This window comes from Tuberibacillus sp. Marseille-P3662, assembly GCF_900178005.1.
Taxonomy (GTDB): Bacteria; Bacillota; Bacilli; order Bacillales; family Sporolactobacillaceae; genus Marseille-P3662.
Window position 1 is genome coordinate 256409 of record NZ_FXBS01000006.1, and the last position, 17042, is coordinate 273450.

Below are 17042 nucleotides of genomic sequence, written 5' to 3' on the forward strand. Positions count from 1 at the left end.
TTTTTTGATCATACCTTTTATCTTTCCAAGACGTTAACTTTAAAAACAAATTTTATCACGGATCGGTTATCAAACCAAACATTGGATTGACTTATCGATTGCAATTGTTTCGGTTGTCGGAGTAAAATTTGTTGGGGTTTATGATTCGATTAAGATTTTATTGAAGGAAGGTGGGGCACACATGCCGAAATCGATTTGGCTGCTGATTATAGGTATGGCGATTAACGTCACTGGCGCTTCACTGGTATGGCCATTAAACACGATTTATATTCATGATTTTCTTGGACGCAGTTTAAGCTTTGCCGGTCTGGTTCTTATGCTGAATCAAGGAAGTGCAATCATTGGCAATCTTGTTGGGGGTACAATTTATGATAAGTGGGGCGGTTTCCGTTCTGTTATAACCGGCCTTTGTATTTCAGTAACATCAGCGTTTTTGTTAGTCGCATACCACTCCACCTATTCTTACATGATGCTATTAATGGTGATTGGTTTTGGCTCAGGACTGGTTAAGCCGGCGATGTATGCCATGGCCGGCAGTATATGGCCTGATGGTGGGCGTAAGCCTTTTAATGCGATGTACGTCGCGCAAAATTTAGGTGTGGCGTTAGGGGCTTCGCTAGGCGGATTTATTGCCAGTCAATCATTCACCTTGATTTTTTTGGTCAATGGTATTTTTTATCTCAGCTTCTTTTTACTGGCGCTAACGACCTATCGACGATTGGAAGGGCGCTCAGTGGATGACGGGTACATGTATTCAAGCGTGACCGATTATGAATCGACCATTCATCATAAGCGGCATTTCATCGCTTTACTCATTCTTTGTTCGGGATTCGTGTTATGTTGGATTGGCTATGTGCAATGGCAATCGACTTTATCGTCTTATACACAAGAACTGGGAATTAGTCTCTCACACTACAGTATTTTATGGACGATTAATGGTTTTCTGATTGTGTCTTTACAACCCATTGTCAAGTTTGTAGTAGCAAAAATGAGAGATGAAAAACGGCAAATTATAACGGGGATTGTCATTTTTATGATATCTTATGCTGTTGTGACTCAAGCCGAACAGTTCAGTGGATTTGCGGCGGCTATGGTTATCTTAACAATCGGTGAGGTCTTAGTTTGGCCGGCGGTGCCGACATTGGCTCATCGTCTGGCTCCCAAAGGAAGAACCGGTTTCTACCAAGGATTTGTCAATAGCACAGGGACGGCTGGGCGTATGCTTGGGCCCCTGCTCGGTGGCGTGATCGTCGATTATTTTGGAATGAATCCGCTTTTTGTCGTCATTATTTTATTATATATCGTTGCGATCGGATCGACACTATTGTTTCACCGGTTTTCACAAAAAAATCTGGCCTACAATCAAGATGTAGGTGAGTTTCATCAAAGTTAAACGGCGGGAAAAAGCCTTGACACCGGTGTAACAATTGCATAGAATACTAAATAACATCGAAATTTGTATAATTTTAAATGGTGATGAGGAGTAGTAACGAAATGTTTTCTCAGAGAATTGGCGGTGGCTGCGAGCCAATGGATGAATCGTGAACTCGCCTCGGAGTTTTGATTGTGAGTGACTGACGTAGCAATCAACGTCTCGTCCGCGTTAAGGATCCAGAGTGAATGGCGAACTACGTCATTAACTAGGGTGGAACCGCGGGAAACAATGATTGTGATATCAACCTCTCGTCCCTAACAATATTGTTAAGGGCGGGAGGTTGATTTGTATGTTTTTGGTGATAAATACCGAAGATTATGGATGGATGCAATAAGGAGGGGCTATCATGCCATATAATCACAAGAAAATAGAGCCCAAATGGCAACATTATTGGGAAGAACAGCAAACCTTTAAAACGAATATTCACACGGACAAAGAAAAAAGTTATATTTTGGATATGTTTCCGTATCCATCAGGGGCGGGCTTACACGTCGGACATCCTGAAGGTTATACGGCAACCGATATTTTGGCGAGAATGAAGCGGATGCAAGGTTATGAAGTCCTTCATCCAATGGGGTGGGATGCATTTGGCTTACCAGCCGAGCGCTATGCGATGAAAACAGGCAATGACCCGGCCGAATTCACCCAGCATAATATTGATAATTTTCGCCGCCAAATTAAATCGCTGGGTTTATCCTATGATTGGTCTAGAGAGATTAACACAACTGATCCGAATTATTACAAATGGACACAATGGATCTTTATAAAATTATATGAAAAAGGTCTAGCTTACATCGATGAGATTCCTGTGAACTGGTGCCCAGATCTTGGAACGGTTTTGGCTAACGAAGAAGTGGTTGATGGTAAGAGTGAATGGGGCCATGAAGTGATCCAAAAGCCGATGAAACAATGGATGATGAAAATTACCGATTATGCCGATCGTCTCTTGGAAGACCTTGATGATCTTGATTGGCCGGAAAGTATCAAAGATATGCAGCGCAACTGGATCGGCCGTTCGGAAGGTGCGCAAATTCGGTTTGGTTTTGCGGATCATGATGCTTCCATTGAAGTCTTCACAACCCGACCTGATACATTATTCGGTGCCACTTACGCGGTTTTGTCACCGGAACATCCTTTGGTGGATCAGATTACGACGGCGGAACAACGATCTGACGTTGCGGCCTATCAAACGAAGGTGCAAAGAAAAAGTGAGCTTGAACGGACGGATCTTGCCAAAGAAAAAACGGGCGTATTCACTGGCGCTTACGTCGTAAACCCGATTAACGAGGAAAAATTACCGGTCTGGATCGCTGACTACGTGCTGATGAGTTATGGTACAGGGGCAATCATGGCTGTCCCGGGGCATGATGAACGTGACTATGAATTTGCGACCACATTTGATTTACCGATTCGTGAGGTTGTATCCGGTGGTGACTTAAGTCAAGAGGTTTATACCGGTGATGGTCCTCACGTTAACTCTCAATTCCTAGACGGGATGCATCAAGATGAAGCCATCGAAACTATGCTAGAGTGGCTTGAAGATCAGGGTATTGGTGAGAAGAAGGTCACGTATCGTTTGCGTGACTGGTTGTTCAGCCGCCAAAGGTACTGGGGTGAACCGATTCCAGTCATTCATTGGGAAGATGGCCAGGTTACAACGGTGCCTGAAGAAGAATTACCGCTAACCTTGCCTGAGGCTAATGAAGTTAAGTCATCTGGAACTGGGGAGTCGCCGCTTGCCAACATTGATGACTGGGTGCATGTGGTTGATCCTGAGACAGGTATAAAAGGTCGTCGGGAGACCAATACCATGCCTCAATGGGCAGGCAGCTGCTGGTACTACCTAAGGTATATTGACCCAGACAATGATACAGCTCTTGCTGACCCTGATTTGCTGAATAAATGGCTGCCGGTCGATACTTATATTGGCGGTGCTGAACACGCCGTCTTGCATTTGCTTTATGCCCGTTTCTGGCACAAGGTACTATATGACATTGGTGTTGTACCGACAAAAGAGCCGTTTCAAAAGCTGTTTAATCAAGGTATGATCCTGGGTGAAAACAGTGAGAAGATGAGTAAGTCAAAAGGCAACGTTGTTAATCCTGATGATATTGTACGAACGCACGGTGCGGATACCTTGAGAGTCTATGAAATGTTCATGGGACCTTTGGATGCCTCGATTGCTTGGTCCGAAGACGGGGTAGACGGATCGCGGCGTTTTTTGGATCGGATTTGGCGGTTGTTAGTGACTGAAGAAGACACGTTGAAAGCGAATGTTCAGGCTGATGTTGATGTCACAAATGAGTTTGAACGTCTTTATCATGAAACCATTAAAAAAGTGACAGATGACTTTACAAACCTTCGATTCAATACAGGGATTTCACAATTAATGGTGTTTTTAAACGAAGCGTACAAACAAGATGTTTGGCCGCAGTCATTTGCCGAAGGGTTTGTGAAACTGCTTGCGCCGATCGCTCCGCATATTGCCGAGGAAATTTGGAGTATCATGGGTAACGAAGCGCCGATTAGTTTGCAAAGCTGGCCGGTTTACGATGAGCGTAAAATGGAAGTATCCACAGCAGAAATCGTCGTGCAAATTAATGGTAAGGTTCGTAGCAAATTGACGGTGCCAAAATCCATTAGCAAGGAAGACTTGGAAGCTGAAGCGATGAATGATGAGACGATCAAAGACTGGCTGAAAGATGTGGATGTCAAGAAAGTGATTGTCATACCAGGAAAGTTGGTCAATATTGTTGTGAAATAGTTGGGAGGCGTTACAGGAGCCCCCCTTTTTTCCTTGTTTTAAAGAAATATGATCTATACTGAGTTGCGAACGTTAGCTTAAGGATCATGTCATATTACGACTACGTGTTATCAGTAATTGGTGCCCTTCGCTTGACAATCATTCATAAAAGCGGGGACAATATAAAGTGTTAAAAAGGACGAAAGGGGACTGATCATGTCTGACGATATAAAAACCATTCAGCCGGACGAGCTGGAAGCGAAGCTAGAAAATGAGGATAGCATTGATTTAATTGATGTCCGTGAAGATGAAGAAATTGCACAGGGGAAAATACCCCAGGCGAAGCATATTCGCTTAAGTGAATTGCCTGAACGTTATCAGGAATTAGACACTGATAAGTCCTATGCAGTGATTTGTCGCTCGGGTCGCCGTAGCCACAAAGCTTGCGAATTCCTTGAAGAAAAAGGGCTTGATGTTCGCAACATGGTTGGCGGCATGTTAAAATGGCAAGGTCACGTTGAGTAAAAACTAAGATTATCAGGTGGTGGGTATGGCACCTTGGATTATAGCAATTATCGCTATACTAGCGATTCTATATGCGTTTAAAGGGCGGTCCCGATGGCATTCAGTTGAGGCTGCACCTGATGATGCCATTCAAATCGGTGATTACTGTATTATAGATGTTCGTGAATTTATTACATCGAATAATGCACCGTATGCACAAGCCCAAAATATTCCGTTATCTTATTTAGATCGGCAAACACGGCAAGGGACACCGTGTGATAAGGATATCCTCTTTATTGCTGACAGTGTCCGGTCCGCCAAAATGGCCGCCGGTATTGTCAAAAGACGTGCAAAACGTCACTACAATTTTTATTATAAAGTCGTTTGACGGCATTCGATAGAATACGGCAAATGTTGTCAAAGGAATCGACACCTCCCGGAACGTATTGAGTATAAAACGGGGGGTGTTTTTTTATGTTAAAGGTTAAAATGTTTGATGAAGAGCATGAGACGGACTTAGAGAATGAAATCAACCGATTTTTATCAGATCATAATCCAAACGTACAGGATATTCAATTTAGAGTCGCTGCTGCTGAAGACACATTAGATAATGGGAATGTGTTCTGTTTCTCAGCCATGATTGTCTATGAAGCTTGATTTAATGTCGTCTCATCCAATTTAAATATGATACAATACTATCAGTTTAAAGCAAGCAAGATTCACGGTTTTAATCAACTAGGAGATGACAATATTGGCCGGTTCGAAAATATTGAAAGGAACCATGCTTTTGTCTGCGGGCATGTTTCTATCGAAGTTTCTCGGGATGCTTTTTGTTGTCCCCTTACATGCTTTGGTTGGCGATGTAGGCGGGAGCATTTATACACATGCCTATAACCCTTATGCGATCATTTTAAGCATTTCAACAGTGGGATTACCGTTAGCTGTTTCTAAATACGTGTCAAAATATAATGCTTTAGGAGATTATCAGACAAGCCAAAGATTATTTCGCTCCGGTTTAGTTGTGATGTTAGTAACAGGACTCGTGGGTTGTTTATTTATGAACGTATTCGCTCCTTGGCTGGCCGGAGGTTCAGGGGACTATACTTCCGATGTCATATTTGTGATTCGTGTTGTTAGTGTGGCTATTCTGATTGCTCCAGTTATGAGCTTAATTCGAGGCTTTTTTCAGGGCTTTGAATCCATGGGACCGACGGCATTATCTCAAGTTGCTGAACAATTAGGACGGATTGTCTTCGGGTTGACAGCGGCCACAGTAGCTCTATATATCTTTGGCGCCAGCCGAACAATGGCTGTAGCATTGGTCGCGTTTGGAGCTTTTGTCGGTGCAGGAGTCAGCTTAGCTATATTAATTAGCTATTGGCAAAAGCGCAAACCTTACCTTGACGAACTTTATGCAAACAGTCAGCCGCAAGCGAATGTGTCTTTGAAGCATATGTATAAGGAACTCATTAGTTATGCCATCCCTTTTGTTTGTGTCGGACTGGCAACCATGCTCTATATTCAAGTGGATTTGTTTACTGCCAGTCATTTTATGCAGGTCTTTCATGACCTGAAAGACTTGGACTCTTACGTGTCCAATCTTACGCTCTACGACCGACAAATAGTGATGATTCCGGTATCATTAGCAACAGCTCTCGCTCTAAGCGTCGTTCCGTCGGTTACATCATCGTATTCGGTTGGGGATCGGCTGCAGCTGACGCAGAAGATTACGCAGGCCTTTCAAATGATTCTATTTTTGGTTATTCCGGCAGCCGTTGGGATTTCCATGTTAAGTTATCAAATATACTTTCTCTTGTATGGTGGTGAACATCTGAACATCGGCGGCGAAGTCCTGCGTTGGTACGCACCATCCGCCTTTTTGTTTGCCGGCTTTTCTGTAACGGCGGCTATTTTGCAAGGAATTGATAAGCAAAAAGTCACGATTTTTAGTTTGTTGTTTGGTTTGCTTTTTAAGCTCAGTTTAAATCCACTGTTTATCAACTGGTTCGGCATGCAGGGGCCAATCTTAGCGACAGATGTCGGTTATCTGCTGTCCATCGGGATTAATCTATTGGCGGTTCGTGGACGAGCGGGTTATGCATTCAATTTTGTCGCCAAGCGATTTTTGCTTGTGGGTATTTTTACGACGATGATGGCCATTGTTGTTGGGGTTGTTGTTTGGATATCGGATCGTCCGGAGACTTGGCTCGGTGCGTTAGTAACGAGTATCATTGCTATTATTTTGGGCGGCGGCTTTTACATGTGGCTGGCCTTCCGTTCTGGACTCGCAAGACAGGTGTTAGGAAAGAATATTCCAATTGTTGGTCGGTTCATGAAATAAAGGAGGCTCCGCATTATGTGGAGCCTAATAATATTTATTAATGTGCTCATCATACCATTTTAATTGTTGACCGATACCTAACCCTTCTAGAGGAACTTCAAAAGTGTATCCATAACGATGTAATTGAGGTTGCAAATATCTGCGATACACTTGTCCACCGTGAAGATATAAATCAATGGTCCCAGGTATTTCATATTGATGAAGTTGGTGAACGACTTTTTCGGCCCAAAGACGTTTTTCTTCAACTCGGAACGTCTTTATGGAGACATCATAAGGTGACATCATCTGATCGGGTAAAAGCAATCCATCTTTTGCATTATAAAAATAAAATCGGTCATAATTGAGCAGCGCATATTCCGCCGATTTCTTAAACAACGGACTGCTATAAAAATCAATGACTCTGTCAGGTTTTGATTGTTTTTTTCTAGAAGTGGCAAGTAAGCCTATTTTCGATTTCATTTTATTTAACCTCCGGGAACCACATGAACCATCTAGTTAAAAAGAGGTGACGGACATGCGTCTTGATAAGTTACTTGCAAATTCAGGGCTTGGCAGTCGTAAAGATGTCAAGATGATCTTAAAACAAGGTCGAGTAACGGTTAATCATAGTATAACAAAAAATCCGAAGTTTCACGTTCATCCAAATAATGACATAATCGTTGTTGATGGTCATGATGTTCAGTATGCGGAGTTTGTTTATTTCATGTTAAATAAACCTCAGGGTGTCATATCGGCAACTCAGGACTTGACTCAACGTACGGTGCTTGATTTGATAGCTGATTCCGATAAAGTTAAGCAACTATCTCCTGTTGGACGTTTGGATAAGGATACTGAAGGTTTGCTGCTATTGACCAACGACGGTCAACTTAGTCATGATCTATTATCACCTAAGAAACACGTTAACAAAATCTACTATGTTGAGTTAGCCGCCCCATTAACGGCAACACGAATAGAGCAATTAACAACAGGTGTTCAGTTAGATGGCGGTGAAACCACCCGTCCTGCGCAAATAGAAATCCTGGATGCTGCGAATCGATCGGTTTACATAACAATTAACGAGGGTAAATATCATCAAGTAAAACGGATGTTTGCGGCCGTTGATAACAGAGTAACCTTTTTAAAAAGAGTCAGCATGGGATCGTTGACACTTGATCTGGACCTTAAGCCAGGTGAGTATCGTACATTGAATCAAGACGAATTGGACAAACTTCTATTATTAAAAGAGGGTTACTCAGACTAGGAGGTTAACGATGTTGATTACGTTTGATCGTCTGAAAGCTTTACCGCTTGTCTACAAGGACGATGTTGATATGCGGGAACTCCAAGATGTTCTGATTCTTGAAGATGATTATACCATTAATTATCTTAGTTATAATGCTCATGGATATCAGTCTAAAGCATCATCCCATGATGACAGGATTGATAGTAGGGATCAGACGACTGAGGAGGATGTTGATCGATATCAAGCGAAAGCCAACACTAATTTGAATAATGTCATCATTGGTGAAGGATTGCCTGAGCAAACGGGAGCGTTTGAGCAATATGATTTTATTCAGGGTAAAGATATACAAATTGGCGCATCATCCATCCAATATGATGGTCGTATAAGAAATGAAAATGACTCAGCAAGTCGGAATCAAATTTCTATGGAACAACTTATTGGAAAGAAAGTCGCTGACGCTCAGGATCGGACGTTAGGGAAAATTCAAAATGTTGTTATTGATACAGAGGAGCGTTCTCTAGCTGGCGTTCAGATCTCTGAAGGTGCTCTGGATCGGTTATTAGACCATGAACCTAAATATATTCCACCCCAATATTTAAGTCATTGGCATGCTGATACATTAAAAGTTTCGGGTGAGCAGGATATTTTTCGATTAATGAATTAAATGGATTAGCGAGTATAAAGGTCTTCAGGCGCCCGCATGAAGACCTTTTTTTACTATGACACTTTAACTTTTTTGTTGGTTGTCGTCCATTTTCCTCGGCTAGGGCTTTTAACGAGCTTATTGTAGGTTAGTATGTTTAAGTCCCTCTGAATGGTTCGTTGGGTCATGTCGAATTCATCGACGAGTTCTTGAGTTGTCACTGTCCCCTTTCTATGAATGTATAAGTAAATGGCTTTTACTCTGTTTAACATCCGATCTGTTGAAGGGTTCAAACAACCACTCCTTAACGTTTAATGAACTTTTGTCCTGCTTGCAACTAGTTTATTAGCAGAAGGGTGCAAATATTCGTACAATAATTAGTTAATTCAGGAGGTTCCCAATCTTTCCCTTTACTAAATATAGTACAATAATTTTTATAATTGTCAAATAAGAAGCATTTGAAAGATAGATGACCGATTAGGTATAGTTAGCTATAATAGATTTACTGCTTAGAAAGGGGGATTAAATGTATATTGTTCGCCAAATGATTCATAAAGCGATCAGAATGGATAACTGGATTTTGATGACTGGAAGTATTTTATTCATTATTATGAGTACTTATCTATTCTATTGGTTGGAGCCAGAAACGTTCAAAACACCGTTTAACGCTTTATGGTATGTGATGACAACTGTAACAACAGTAGGTTATGGTGATTACTCGCCGGTTACTGTTCCGGGCCAAATTTATGCGATGATTGTCTATATTATTGGCATCGGGGTGATTGGTGTTGCAATTGGAAAAGTTGTTGATGGACTAGCCTCATATAAGAGGAAAAGGGAGGAAGGGCGTTTGCGATATAAAGGTAAAGATCATATTGTTATCATCGGTTGGTCCCGGAAAGCGGAGATTGCTGTTCAAGAAATTTTGGATACGAGTACCGATATAGAGATCGTTATCATTGACCTGATGGAAAAAACCCCAATTCAGCACGAACGAATTTTTTATATCAGAGGCAGGGCAACTGAAAAAGAAACGTTAGAAAACGCAGGACTCGAGCGAGCCCGTTCAGCTATTGTCTTTGCCGATGAATCGATTGATGATCAACAGTTAATTGATGGCAAGACATTACTTATTAGTTCTACAATTGAAGCCTATGCATCTGATATTAAAACAATGGTTGAAATTATGGATGAGAGGCATGTGGGTAATTTTTCCTATATTAATGTTAATGAATTCATATTGCCGTCAGATATGGTTTCAAGGCTTGCGGTCAGGGCCACCTTTAATAATGGCATTTCCTCCATTTATAATCAACTTGTTAGACGAGGAAGTGGTGAGAACCTCTATCAAATCCATCCTAAACCGCAATGGGATACATATAAGACAGCGTTTGATGAATTATTGAGATATGGAGCAACATTGGTGGCTGATGGGGATGATTTGACAGTTAACCGTCAATTAGAGAAACCTATTGCAAAGAATGCTCAGCTATACATTATTTGTGATGAACCAACCTATCAAGCGGTTTTAGATATATAAGGACTGCCCCCAAAAGATTTGGGGGCAGCCCCTATCCTAGCGACAGCCTGTCTTATTGTTCAATTATCAAAATCAAATAAATCACCGGAAAGGTAACGTTCGCCAGTATCATTAGTCATACAGACCACAACGTCGTCAGGGGACAGGTTCTTAGCTTGCTGAATGGCTGTGTATACAGATCCCCCTGATGAGGGTCCGACTAGGATGCCTTCTTCTCGTGCTAACCTTCTTGTTGTGTCATACGCTTCCTCATCAGAAATCAAATGAATTTGATCAATGATGTCTTTGTTAAGAATCGATGGGATAAAGCCTGGACTGGTTCCAACAAGCTTGTGCTTACCTGGCTCTCCACCTGATAGGACAGGTGATCCTTTAGGTTCACAAACATGAATAGCCATATCGGGATAAGCGGCCTTCAAGGTTTCACCTGTTCCTGTAACGGTTCCGCCCGTGCCTGCCGTCGAAACAAATATTGATGGCGTTTTATTGATTTCCTTCATGGCATCAATAATTTCTTGCCCGGTCGAATGACGATGAGCGTCCGGATTGGCCTCATTTTCGAATTGCATCGGCATAAAACTATTAGGAATTTCATTGACAAGTTCTTTGGCTTTCTCAATCGCTCCGGGCATTTTTTCATCACCGGGCGTTAAAACGACCTCGGCCCCATAAGCCTTTAACATGTTAATCCGTTCCTGAGTCATCGTATCAGGCATAATGATGATTGATTTGTACCCTCTTGCAGATGCATTCATGGCTAGACCAATACCGGTATTCCCTGAAGTAGGTTCAATAATGGTCGAACCTTGTTTTAAGTAACCCTTTTCCTCGGCTTCCAAGATCATGTTAAATGCAGCACGGTCTTTAACACTGCTGCTCGGATTAAACATTTCTAACTTTGCATAGACAGCAGCTCCACTTGGATCAGGCAGTCGGTTAAGTCTAACTAATGGTGTATCACCAATGAGTTCAGCCATGTTATTATAGACTCTTTTCATATGTAACCCTTCCTTTGATTGGTATCCATTCTCATGGGTTATTATAACAAAATAAGGATAGGCTATGTGCTATAATGAATTAATATGAATAAGAACGGGGGTTGAGACGATGACCGATAACCACGTACACTACTTTTTAGGTATTCCGTTACCACAGACGATAAAAAAATGCCTCAGTCAGTGGTCAGCATCCATGCAGAATATTGTCCATTACAAGTATTGGACCCACATCAATGATTATCATGTGACCTTACTTTTTTTAGGTGCAGCAGACGACAGGAAAATTGAAGCATTATCCGATCACATTGATAAGCGTGTAACGACGATTCAGCCGTTTCCCATGCAATTGACTGAACCGGGAACATTCGGGTCATCGCAGCGGCCGCGAGTGCTGTGGGCAGGTGTCCAGAGTGATGAGCGCTTGTTTGCTTTGCATAGACTAATTAATCATATTTGCTCTGAAGACGGATTTGAACCGGAAAAGCGTCCGTATAAACCGCATATTACCTTAGCAAAAAAGTGGGGGTCTCGCCGCGGCATTGATATCAATGATATATTTGATGTTCCTTTAAAGGCATGCGATATAACTGAATGGTTGGTTTCTGAAGTGGTTTTGTTTAAAGTACAGCCTCAATCAGAGCCGCGCTATCAGAAGGTGAAAGCTTTTCAGTTGGGGGGATAGATGTGGCACAGTTGATTAAGTTAGATCGCTATGTTTCACGGTATGAAGATAATTTATTTCATTATGCTAGTCAATATATTAAGATTAAGCAGGGAAAATGGGCTGCTTTTAAAAACCAATCTGATTTGAAACTTTCCAATAAGATGAGACACACTTTTCATAAAACAATGTTTCGCCATCAATTGGTTTGGGCGTCATCAACGTTGAACCAGCGATCAGAGATTATGGATATATACAAACATCATCAGGAACTGCAATTTCTATTATCAAATTTCTCCGATACGGTGTTGCTGATGTTCCATCCTATTATTCAAAATGGACAACTGAACACGATTATGATTCACCCTGGAATGGTTTGGAATGTTAAGTTATTGCTTGGAGAGACAGATAGTGTCTTTCAAGGGGACACGAATGGGACATGGCAAGAGATTACTTCGAACGGCCGTCGTTCAATGGATAGTCCACTTCATTCCATTCACCAATCAGCAACATCTTTAAAAAAACTATTGGCTGGAGAACAACAACAGATGCCAGTTCATCATTATGTTTTGGCTCCGAATAGTTTTATAGAAAACTATTATCCTACGGGAAATGTTGACATCGTTGATAAACGACAGTTTTTGGATCTCCAGCGGAAGGGGCTAGATAGCGGACAGCCGATGCGGCATCAGCAGTTAAACCTAGCGAAATGGCTGTTAGAAAAGACTGAAACTACGGCTATTTCCAGATAGGGTTGGATTTTATTAATCAGACATGATACCCTAGAAATGTTGACTCTTAAACGGGTTTTAAACTTAATGAAGTTACGAAAATGATAGACTATCGTTCATTATAAGGATGACTGACTTTGTTCCAACTATTCGATAATGAAGATTGGGTGATTTCATCGGCTGGCGGTGTCACTGGTGAAGCTTATCTTGCCCAATCTTCTGACCGAAAAATATTTTTAAAAAGAAATTCATCACCGTTTTTGGCCGTTTTGTCCGCAGAGGGTATCGTCCCTAAATTATTATGGACGAAGCGCCTTGAGAATGGAGATGTCATAACAGCTCAAGAATGGTTGAATGGTCGTGAATTAAAGGCCGTTGATATGAAGTCTACCCAAGTAGCGCATTTACTTAAGAAAATTCATTCTTCCGAGCCCCTGGTTTTCATGCTGTCGCGTTTAGGGAATGCCCCGGTGACGCCACCATCTATTTTGGGTGAATTAGAAGAATGTTATGCCAAACATCGTGCCCATGCAGGTATTCGAGAAGCGATGAATTTCTTAAAAACTAATGCAAAAAACGTTAATTATTCGGGAAAAGTCGTGTGCCATTCAGATATTAATCATAATAATTGGCTGATGGATAATAATGGTTATCTCTATCTTGTTGACTGGGATCAAGCGATTATTGCCGACCCCGCATTGGATTTAGGGTTAGTACTTTATTGGTATATCGATGAAGCCCATTGGGCCGAATGGTTAGCCCAATATGGCTGGCCATTGACCGCAGATTTAAGATTGCGTATGCATTGGTATATGCTGTCACAAACATTAATGTTTATGTTTTGGCATTGGGATCGCGGTCAATATAAACAGGCCAAGTTATATGAAACGGATTTACTACGGTTGAATCGCTTTAGCCATAAATATTTTTAGCCAAGCGATTGAATCCACTGATTAATGTTGGCTGTGTTATGATCTAAATGTTCATTGGATTGATTCTCATCCAATCCCGCTTCGCTGTATTCATTGATAGCTTGAATAATGTCATTTAATTCAGGGCTATCTTGCTGCTGTAATAATTGATTGGTTGAACGGAACAGTTGTTCATATTCAGAAACAGTCGGATTTCGATCCATTTGATGGCTATTTAGAATATCTTTGATGAGATTTAATTTATCTTTACTGGACAACGTCATTAAAAGTCACACCTTTTTATCGTTTGTTAATTAGGATAAACGGGTGTGGCTTTTAATAGTCATGGAAAAATTATAAAATAAGAATTGGACGGCGATGCTGGCACGTCCTGTTACAACACCGATATTAGCACGTCCTGTGCGTCGGAAGGAGGAAAGTTCATGCGACCGCGTTATAAGCCATGGGCCAAAGATTTCATCGCCCGTCATCCAGAGGTCATTATTCCAAATGCTCATGAGAAACGGGGAATGTGGCACACCTCTTTTGCTCAGCCTGATTTACCATTACATATTGAGATTGGCTCAGGGAAAGGCAAATTTATATTTGAAATGGCACAAAGACACCCGGATGTTAACTTTATTGGAATCGAACGTGATGAAAACATCATTGTTAGTATTTTACAAAAAATTATCCAACAACCGCTAGATAATTTACGTTTACTACAAGTTGATGCGAATGACTTGCTAAGCATTTTTGCACCAAATGAAGTTGATCGGTTTTACTTGAATTTTTCTGATCCATGGCCAAAGAATCGACATGAAAAACGTCGGTTGACATATCGGGCGTTTTTGGATCAATATAAGACGATTTTAAAACCTAGCGGCGAGCTTCATATGAAGACAGATAACCAAGGCCTATTTGAATACTCTCTAGAGAGTTTTTCGAGATATGGGATGATTATTAAGAATATCAGTTTGGATTTACATCAATCCAATTTTCCTGACAATGTTACAACAGAATATGAGGAAAAATTTAAGGCTAAAGGTCAGCGTATCTATCATTGTCAAACCTTGTTCAGATAACCGCTTGATAATTGCATTTATGTTATAATATGATACAGAAAGCGCTTTTTTAATGATTTCGTGATGGGGGAAACTGATATGAAACAGCTACATATTGGCGACTATTCTGTATCATGGCTTAATGGTGGTGTCACCCATATGGATGGTGGAGCCATGTTCGGTGTTGTTCCCAAACCGCTTTGGGCAAAGAAATATCCCTACAATGACAAAAACCAGATTGAGTTACGGACGGACCCTATATTAATTCAAGGACATGGCAGGAATATTGTGATTGAAGGGGGGATTGGCAATGGCAAATTGTCAGATAAGCAAAAGCGGAACTACGGTGTCACAGAAGAAGCCAAACTGGTGTCATCGTTGACATCCGTAGGACTGTCCCCCGATGATATTGATACCGTCATGATGACGCATATGCATTTTGACCATGCGACAGGGTTATCTCGGTACGAGGGTGACCATTTGGTATCAACTTTCAAAAACGCTGTGATTTGGACCTCTGAAATTGAATGGAAAGAAATGCGTGAGCCTAATATTCGATCCAAAAGCACCTATTGGCCGGAGAATTGGCAGCCTATAGTTGATCAAGTTAAAACGTTTGAACATGAAGTGGACATTGGACCAGGCATTCGTATGATTCATACTGGCGGACATAGTAATGGTCATGCTATTATTATGATTGAGAGTCAGGGCGAGACAGCGGTTCATATGGCCGATATTATGCCAACACATGCCCATTTCAACCCTCTATGGGTATTAGCCTATGATGATTATCCTATGGACTCTATTCGTGCTAAACAAAAATGGATCCCATATGCTATTGACCAAAATGCATGGTTCATTTACTATCATGATGCTATTTATCATGCTTTGAAGTGGACACAAGAAGGTCAAGTGACTGACAAGATTGAGCGATAAGCAGCAGACATAGAAGATGACAAAAAATTAGGAATGTTTATTAGCGTGAGCATAATGGTGAGATTGTGGTATGATAAGAGAGATAGGAGCACTTCCTCGTATTTATCACTAATTTTTAACAGGGAAGACATTCGGCGTAGCAAATGATTACAGAAGGTGGTTGACTACATATGAAGAAATATCTAGCAGGGCTTTTTGCAGCTTTCCTTGTATTTTTTGGTTCTTATCAATTTTCTAACGCAGAGACCGTTACTGATGGTAAAATGTATGAGACCTTTAAGGAACACACGAGTAATGAGCATTACGATTTTAAAGAAGGGTCTTTTAAGCTGACTAATGTTAAAACGTATAACCTGTCGGAACCTCTCACTGTTAAACAAGGTGAAAAGAAAGTGAAAATCAATCAAGTTAAGGCAGCAGTCGCCAAGTTTAAAACGGTGCGGGATTATATTTTTTTCAAAAATTATAGCGAGCACGTCTATTTTGCTCCCAATCAGGAAATGACCCTAAAAGAAGCTGATCTTAAAAAGCATGAACAAATGAAAGGGCATGTGCAGGAATTTAAAAACGCCCATCCGGTCAATATTTCATTGTCGTACGGACCGATTATCGGAGTTATGGCATTAATTATTATCGTGCCTTTAATATTCTTGTTTATCTGGCATAAGTACAAATATTCAACAATGCGGTTTAAACGCGAGAATAACCTCGCCGGTGATCACTCAGGAAAAAGATAAGAACCTTGCCTATGGCAAGGTTCTTTTTCATGGCTGTTTATAAAAATCAAGAATGGTTCCTGTTGTCGCATCGGCGACGAAGTCAAAATGGTTGACCTCACCCGCTTCATTAATTGTTAATCCACCTTTATAGACTTTGTAATTGAGCCTGTCTTTAACAAAAGACTCGGGTTGTAAGTAGATCCAAGCGCCTTCAAGTTCGTGGTTATGTTTGACCGCGCTTTTGACTTTTTTTAAGGCACTTTCGGGCGTGAGTGTTTCCTTTGTTAATGTCTGGCTTATGATGATGCCCCCGGCAACACCTGCACTTACGGCTGCTATTGTCGACTTCCAATTCATAAGGATCGTCCTTTCTTTTAGAACTCTTTAATTAAAGTATACAGAATCATGTTGGAATAAACCAAGGATTGATATAAAAAGTTAAGGAAAAGATGGCGTTCTGGAATCATCTGCTTGAATCATATATACTTATGATTAGAACAAATGTATTTATACTTTTCCACGTTAGGAAAGTATAAAATTTCAGCTAATATAAGTCAGTCAACGTACTTAAAAATTTCTGGCACTTAGAATAAG

Annotated in this window: 20 protein-coding genes and 1 other annotated feature; of the genes, 15 read left to right on the forward strand and 5 right to left on the reverse strand. The window is 41.1% G+C overall.

Annotated features, from left to right (window positions below; genetic code table 11):
* Positions 1–181: 181 nt before the first annotated feature.
* The 6 genes from B9Y89_RS09780 to B9Y89_RS09805 all read left to right on the forward strand — a co-directional run bounded on the left by B9Y89_RS09780 (position 182) and on the right by B9Y89_RS09805 (position 7023).
* Positions 182–1393: an MDR family MFS transporter gene (locus B9Y89_RS09780; RefSeq protein ID WP_085523051.1), complete on the forward strand. Its 1212-nt coding sequence runs from the start codon at positions 182–184 to the stop codon at positions 1391–1393.
* 71 nt (positions 1394–1464) lie between these two features.
* Positions 1465–1694: a binding site (T-box leader), on the forward strand.
* A gap of 87 nt (positions 1695–1781) precedes the next feature.
* Positions 1782–4199, forward strand: coding sequence for a leucine--tRNA ligase (leuS, locus tag B9Y89_RS09785; protein WP_085523052.1), 2418 nt, complete (start codon positions 1782–1784; stop codon positions 4197–4199).
* Between the two features lie 195 nt (positions 4200–4394).
* Entirely contained in the window at positions 4395–4703 is a 309-nt protein-coding gene (locus B9Y89_RS09790) for a rhodanese-like domain-containing protein (protein WP_085523053.1), read from the forward strand.
* Between the two features lie 25 nt (positions 4704–4728).
* Entirely contained in the window at positions 4729–5070 is a 342-nt protein-coding gene (locus tag B9Y89_RS09795; RefSeq protein ID WP_085523054.1) for a rhodanese-like domain-containing protein, read from the forward strand.
* 86 nt (positions 5071–5156) lie between these two features.
* Positions 5157–5339, forward strand: coding sequence for a sporulation protein Cse60 (locus B9Y89_RS09800; protein ID WP_085523055.1), 183 nt, complete (start codon positions 5157–5159; stop codon positions 5337–5339).
* A 94-nt stretch (positions 5340–5433) separates the two neighbouring features.
* On the forward strand, positions 5434–7023 hold the full coding sequence (locus tag B9Y89_RS09805; RefSeq protein ID WP_176222173.1) for a putative polysaccharide biosynthesis protein: 1590 nt from the start codon (positions 5434–5436) through the stop codon (positions 7021–7023).
* Between the two features lie 24 nt (positions 7024–7047).
* On the opposite strand, the gene B9Y89_RS09810 is transcribed toward B9Y89_RS09805, so the two are convergent.
* Positions 7048–7482, reverse strand: coding sequence for a DUF6884 domain-containing protein (locus B9Y89_RS09810; protein WP_085523057.1), 435 nt, complete (start codon positions 7480–7482; stop codon positions 7048–7050).
* Between the two features lie 55 nt (positions 7483–7537).
* On the opposite strand from B9Y89_RS09810, the gene B9Y89_RS09815 reads away from it, so the two are divergent.
* Both B9Y89_RS09815 and B9Y89_RS09820 read left to right on the forward strand, forming a co-directional pair.
* Entirely contained in the window at positions 7538–8263 is a 726-nt protein-coding gene (locus B9Y89_RS09815; RefSeq protein ID WP_085523058.1) for a pseudouridine synthase, read from the forward strand.
* A 10-nt stretch (positions 8264–8273) separates the two neighbouring features.
* Positions 8274–8909 carry a PRC-barrel domain-containing protein gene (locus B9Y89_RS09820; protein WP_085523059.1) on the forward strand — a complete coding sequence of 212 codons (636 nt, stop codon included), beginning with the start codon at positions 8274–8276 and terminating at the stop codon, positions 8907–8909.
* Positions 8910–8962: 53 nt separating this feature from the next.
* Here B9Y89_RS09820 and B9Y89_RS09825 read toward each other — a convergent pair whose 3' ends face one another.
* On the reverse strand, positions 8963–9181 hold the full coding sequence (locus B9Y89_RS09825) for a DeoR family transcriptional regulator (protein WP_085523060.1): 219 nt from the start codon (positions 9179–9181) through the stop codon (positions 8963–8965).
* A gap of 233 nt (positions 9182–9414) precedes the next feature.
* Here B9Y89_RS09825 and B9Y89_RS09830 point away from each other — a divergent pair, with 233 nt between their 5' ends.
* Positions 9415–10428, forward strand: coding sequence for an ion channel (locus B9Y89_RS09830; RefSeq protein WP_085523061.1), 1014 nt, complete (start codon positions 9415–9417; stop codon positions 10426–10428).
* 59 nt (positions 10429–10487) lie between these two features.
* Here B9Y89_RS09830 and cysK read toward each other — a convergent pair whose 3' ends face one another.
* Positions 10488–11426 (reverse strand): cysteine synthase A, encoded by a 939-nt coding sequence (gene cysK, locus B9Y89_RS09835; RefSeq protein WP_085523062.1) that lies wholly within the window; start codon positions 11424–11426, stop codon positions 10488–10490.
* Positions 11427–11535: 109 nt separating this feature from the next.
* On the opposite strand from cysK, the gene thpR reads away from it, so the two are divergent.
* The 3 genes from thpR to B9Y89_RS09850 all read left to right on the forward strand — a co-directional run bounded on the left by thpR (position 11536) and on the right by B9Y89_RS09850 (position 13750).
* Positions 11536–12108 (forward strand): RNA 2',3'-cyclic phosphodiesterase, encoded by a 573-nt coding sequence (gene thpR / locus B9Y89_RS09840; protein WP_085523063.1) that lies wholly within the window; start codon positions 11536–11538, stop codon positions 12106–12108.
* Between the two features lie 2 nt (positions 12109–12110).
* A complete protein-coding gene (locus B9Y89_RS09845; protein ID WP_085523064.1) occupies positions 12111–12839 on the forward strand; it encodes a nuclease-related domain-containing protein in 729 nt (242 codons plus the stop codon).
* A gap of 116 nt (positions 12840–12955) precedes the next feature.
* On the forward strand, positions 12956–13750 hold the full coding sequence (locus tag B9Y89_RS09850) for a phosphotransferase family protein (protein WP_085523065.1): 795 nt from the start codon (positions 12956–12958) through the stop codon (positions 13748–13750).
* Here the strand turns inward: B9Y89_RS09850 and B9Y89_RS09855 are convergent.
* On the reverse strand, positions 13747–14013 hold the full coding sequence (locus B9Y89_RS09855; RefSeq protein ID WP_085523066.1) for a YtzH-like family protein: 267 nt from the start codon (positions 14011–14013) through the stop codon (positions 13747–13749). The two genes, B9Y89_RS09850 and B9Y89_RS09855, sit on opposite strands and share 4 nt — an antisense overlap.
* Before the next feature lie 159 nt (positions 14014–14172).
* On the opposite strand from B9Y89_RS09855, the gene trmB reads away from it, so the two are divergent.
* The 3 genes from trmB to B9Y89_RS09870 all read left to right on the forward strand — a co-directional run bounded on the left by trmB (position 14173) and on the right by B9Y89_RS09870 (position 16466).
* Positions 14173–14814 carry a tRNA (guanosine(46)-N7)-methyltransferase TrmB gene (trmB, locus tag B9Y89_RS09860; RefSeq protein ID WP_085523067.1) on the forward strand — a complete coding sequence of 214 codons (642 nt, stop codon included), beginning with the start codon at positions 14173–14175 and terminating at the stop codon, positions 14812–14814.
* 78 nt (positions 14815–14892) lie between these two features.
* Complete coding sequence (locus B9Y89_RS09865; protein ID WP_085523068.1) at positions 14893–15729, forward strand: YtnP family quorum-quenching lactonase; 837 nt, start codon at positions 14893–14895, stop codon at positions 15727–15729.
* Between the two features lie 170 nt (positions 15730–15899).
* Entirely contained in the window at positions 15900–16466 is a 567-nt protein-coding gene (locus B9Y89_RS09870) for a hypothetical protein (protein ID WP_085523069.1), read from the forward strand.
* 27 nt (positions 16467–16493) lie between these two features.
* Here B9Y89_RS09870 and B9Y89_RS09875 read toward each other — a convergent pair whose 3' ends face one another.
* On the reverse strand, positions 16494–16805 hold the full coding sequence (locus B9Y89_RS09875; protein ID WP_085523070.1) for a PepSY domain-containing protein: 312 nt from the start codon (positions 16803–16805) through the stop codon (positions 16494–16496).
* Positions 16806–17042: the final 237 nt, after the last annotated feature.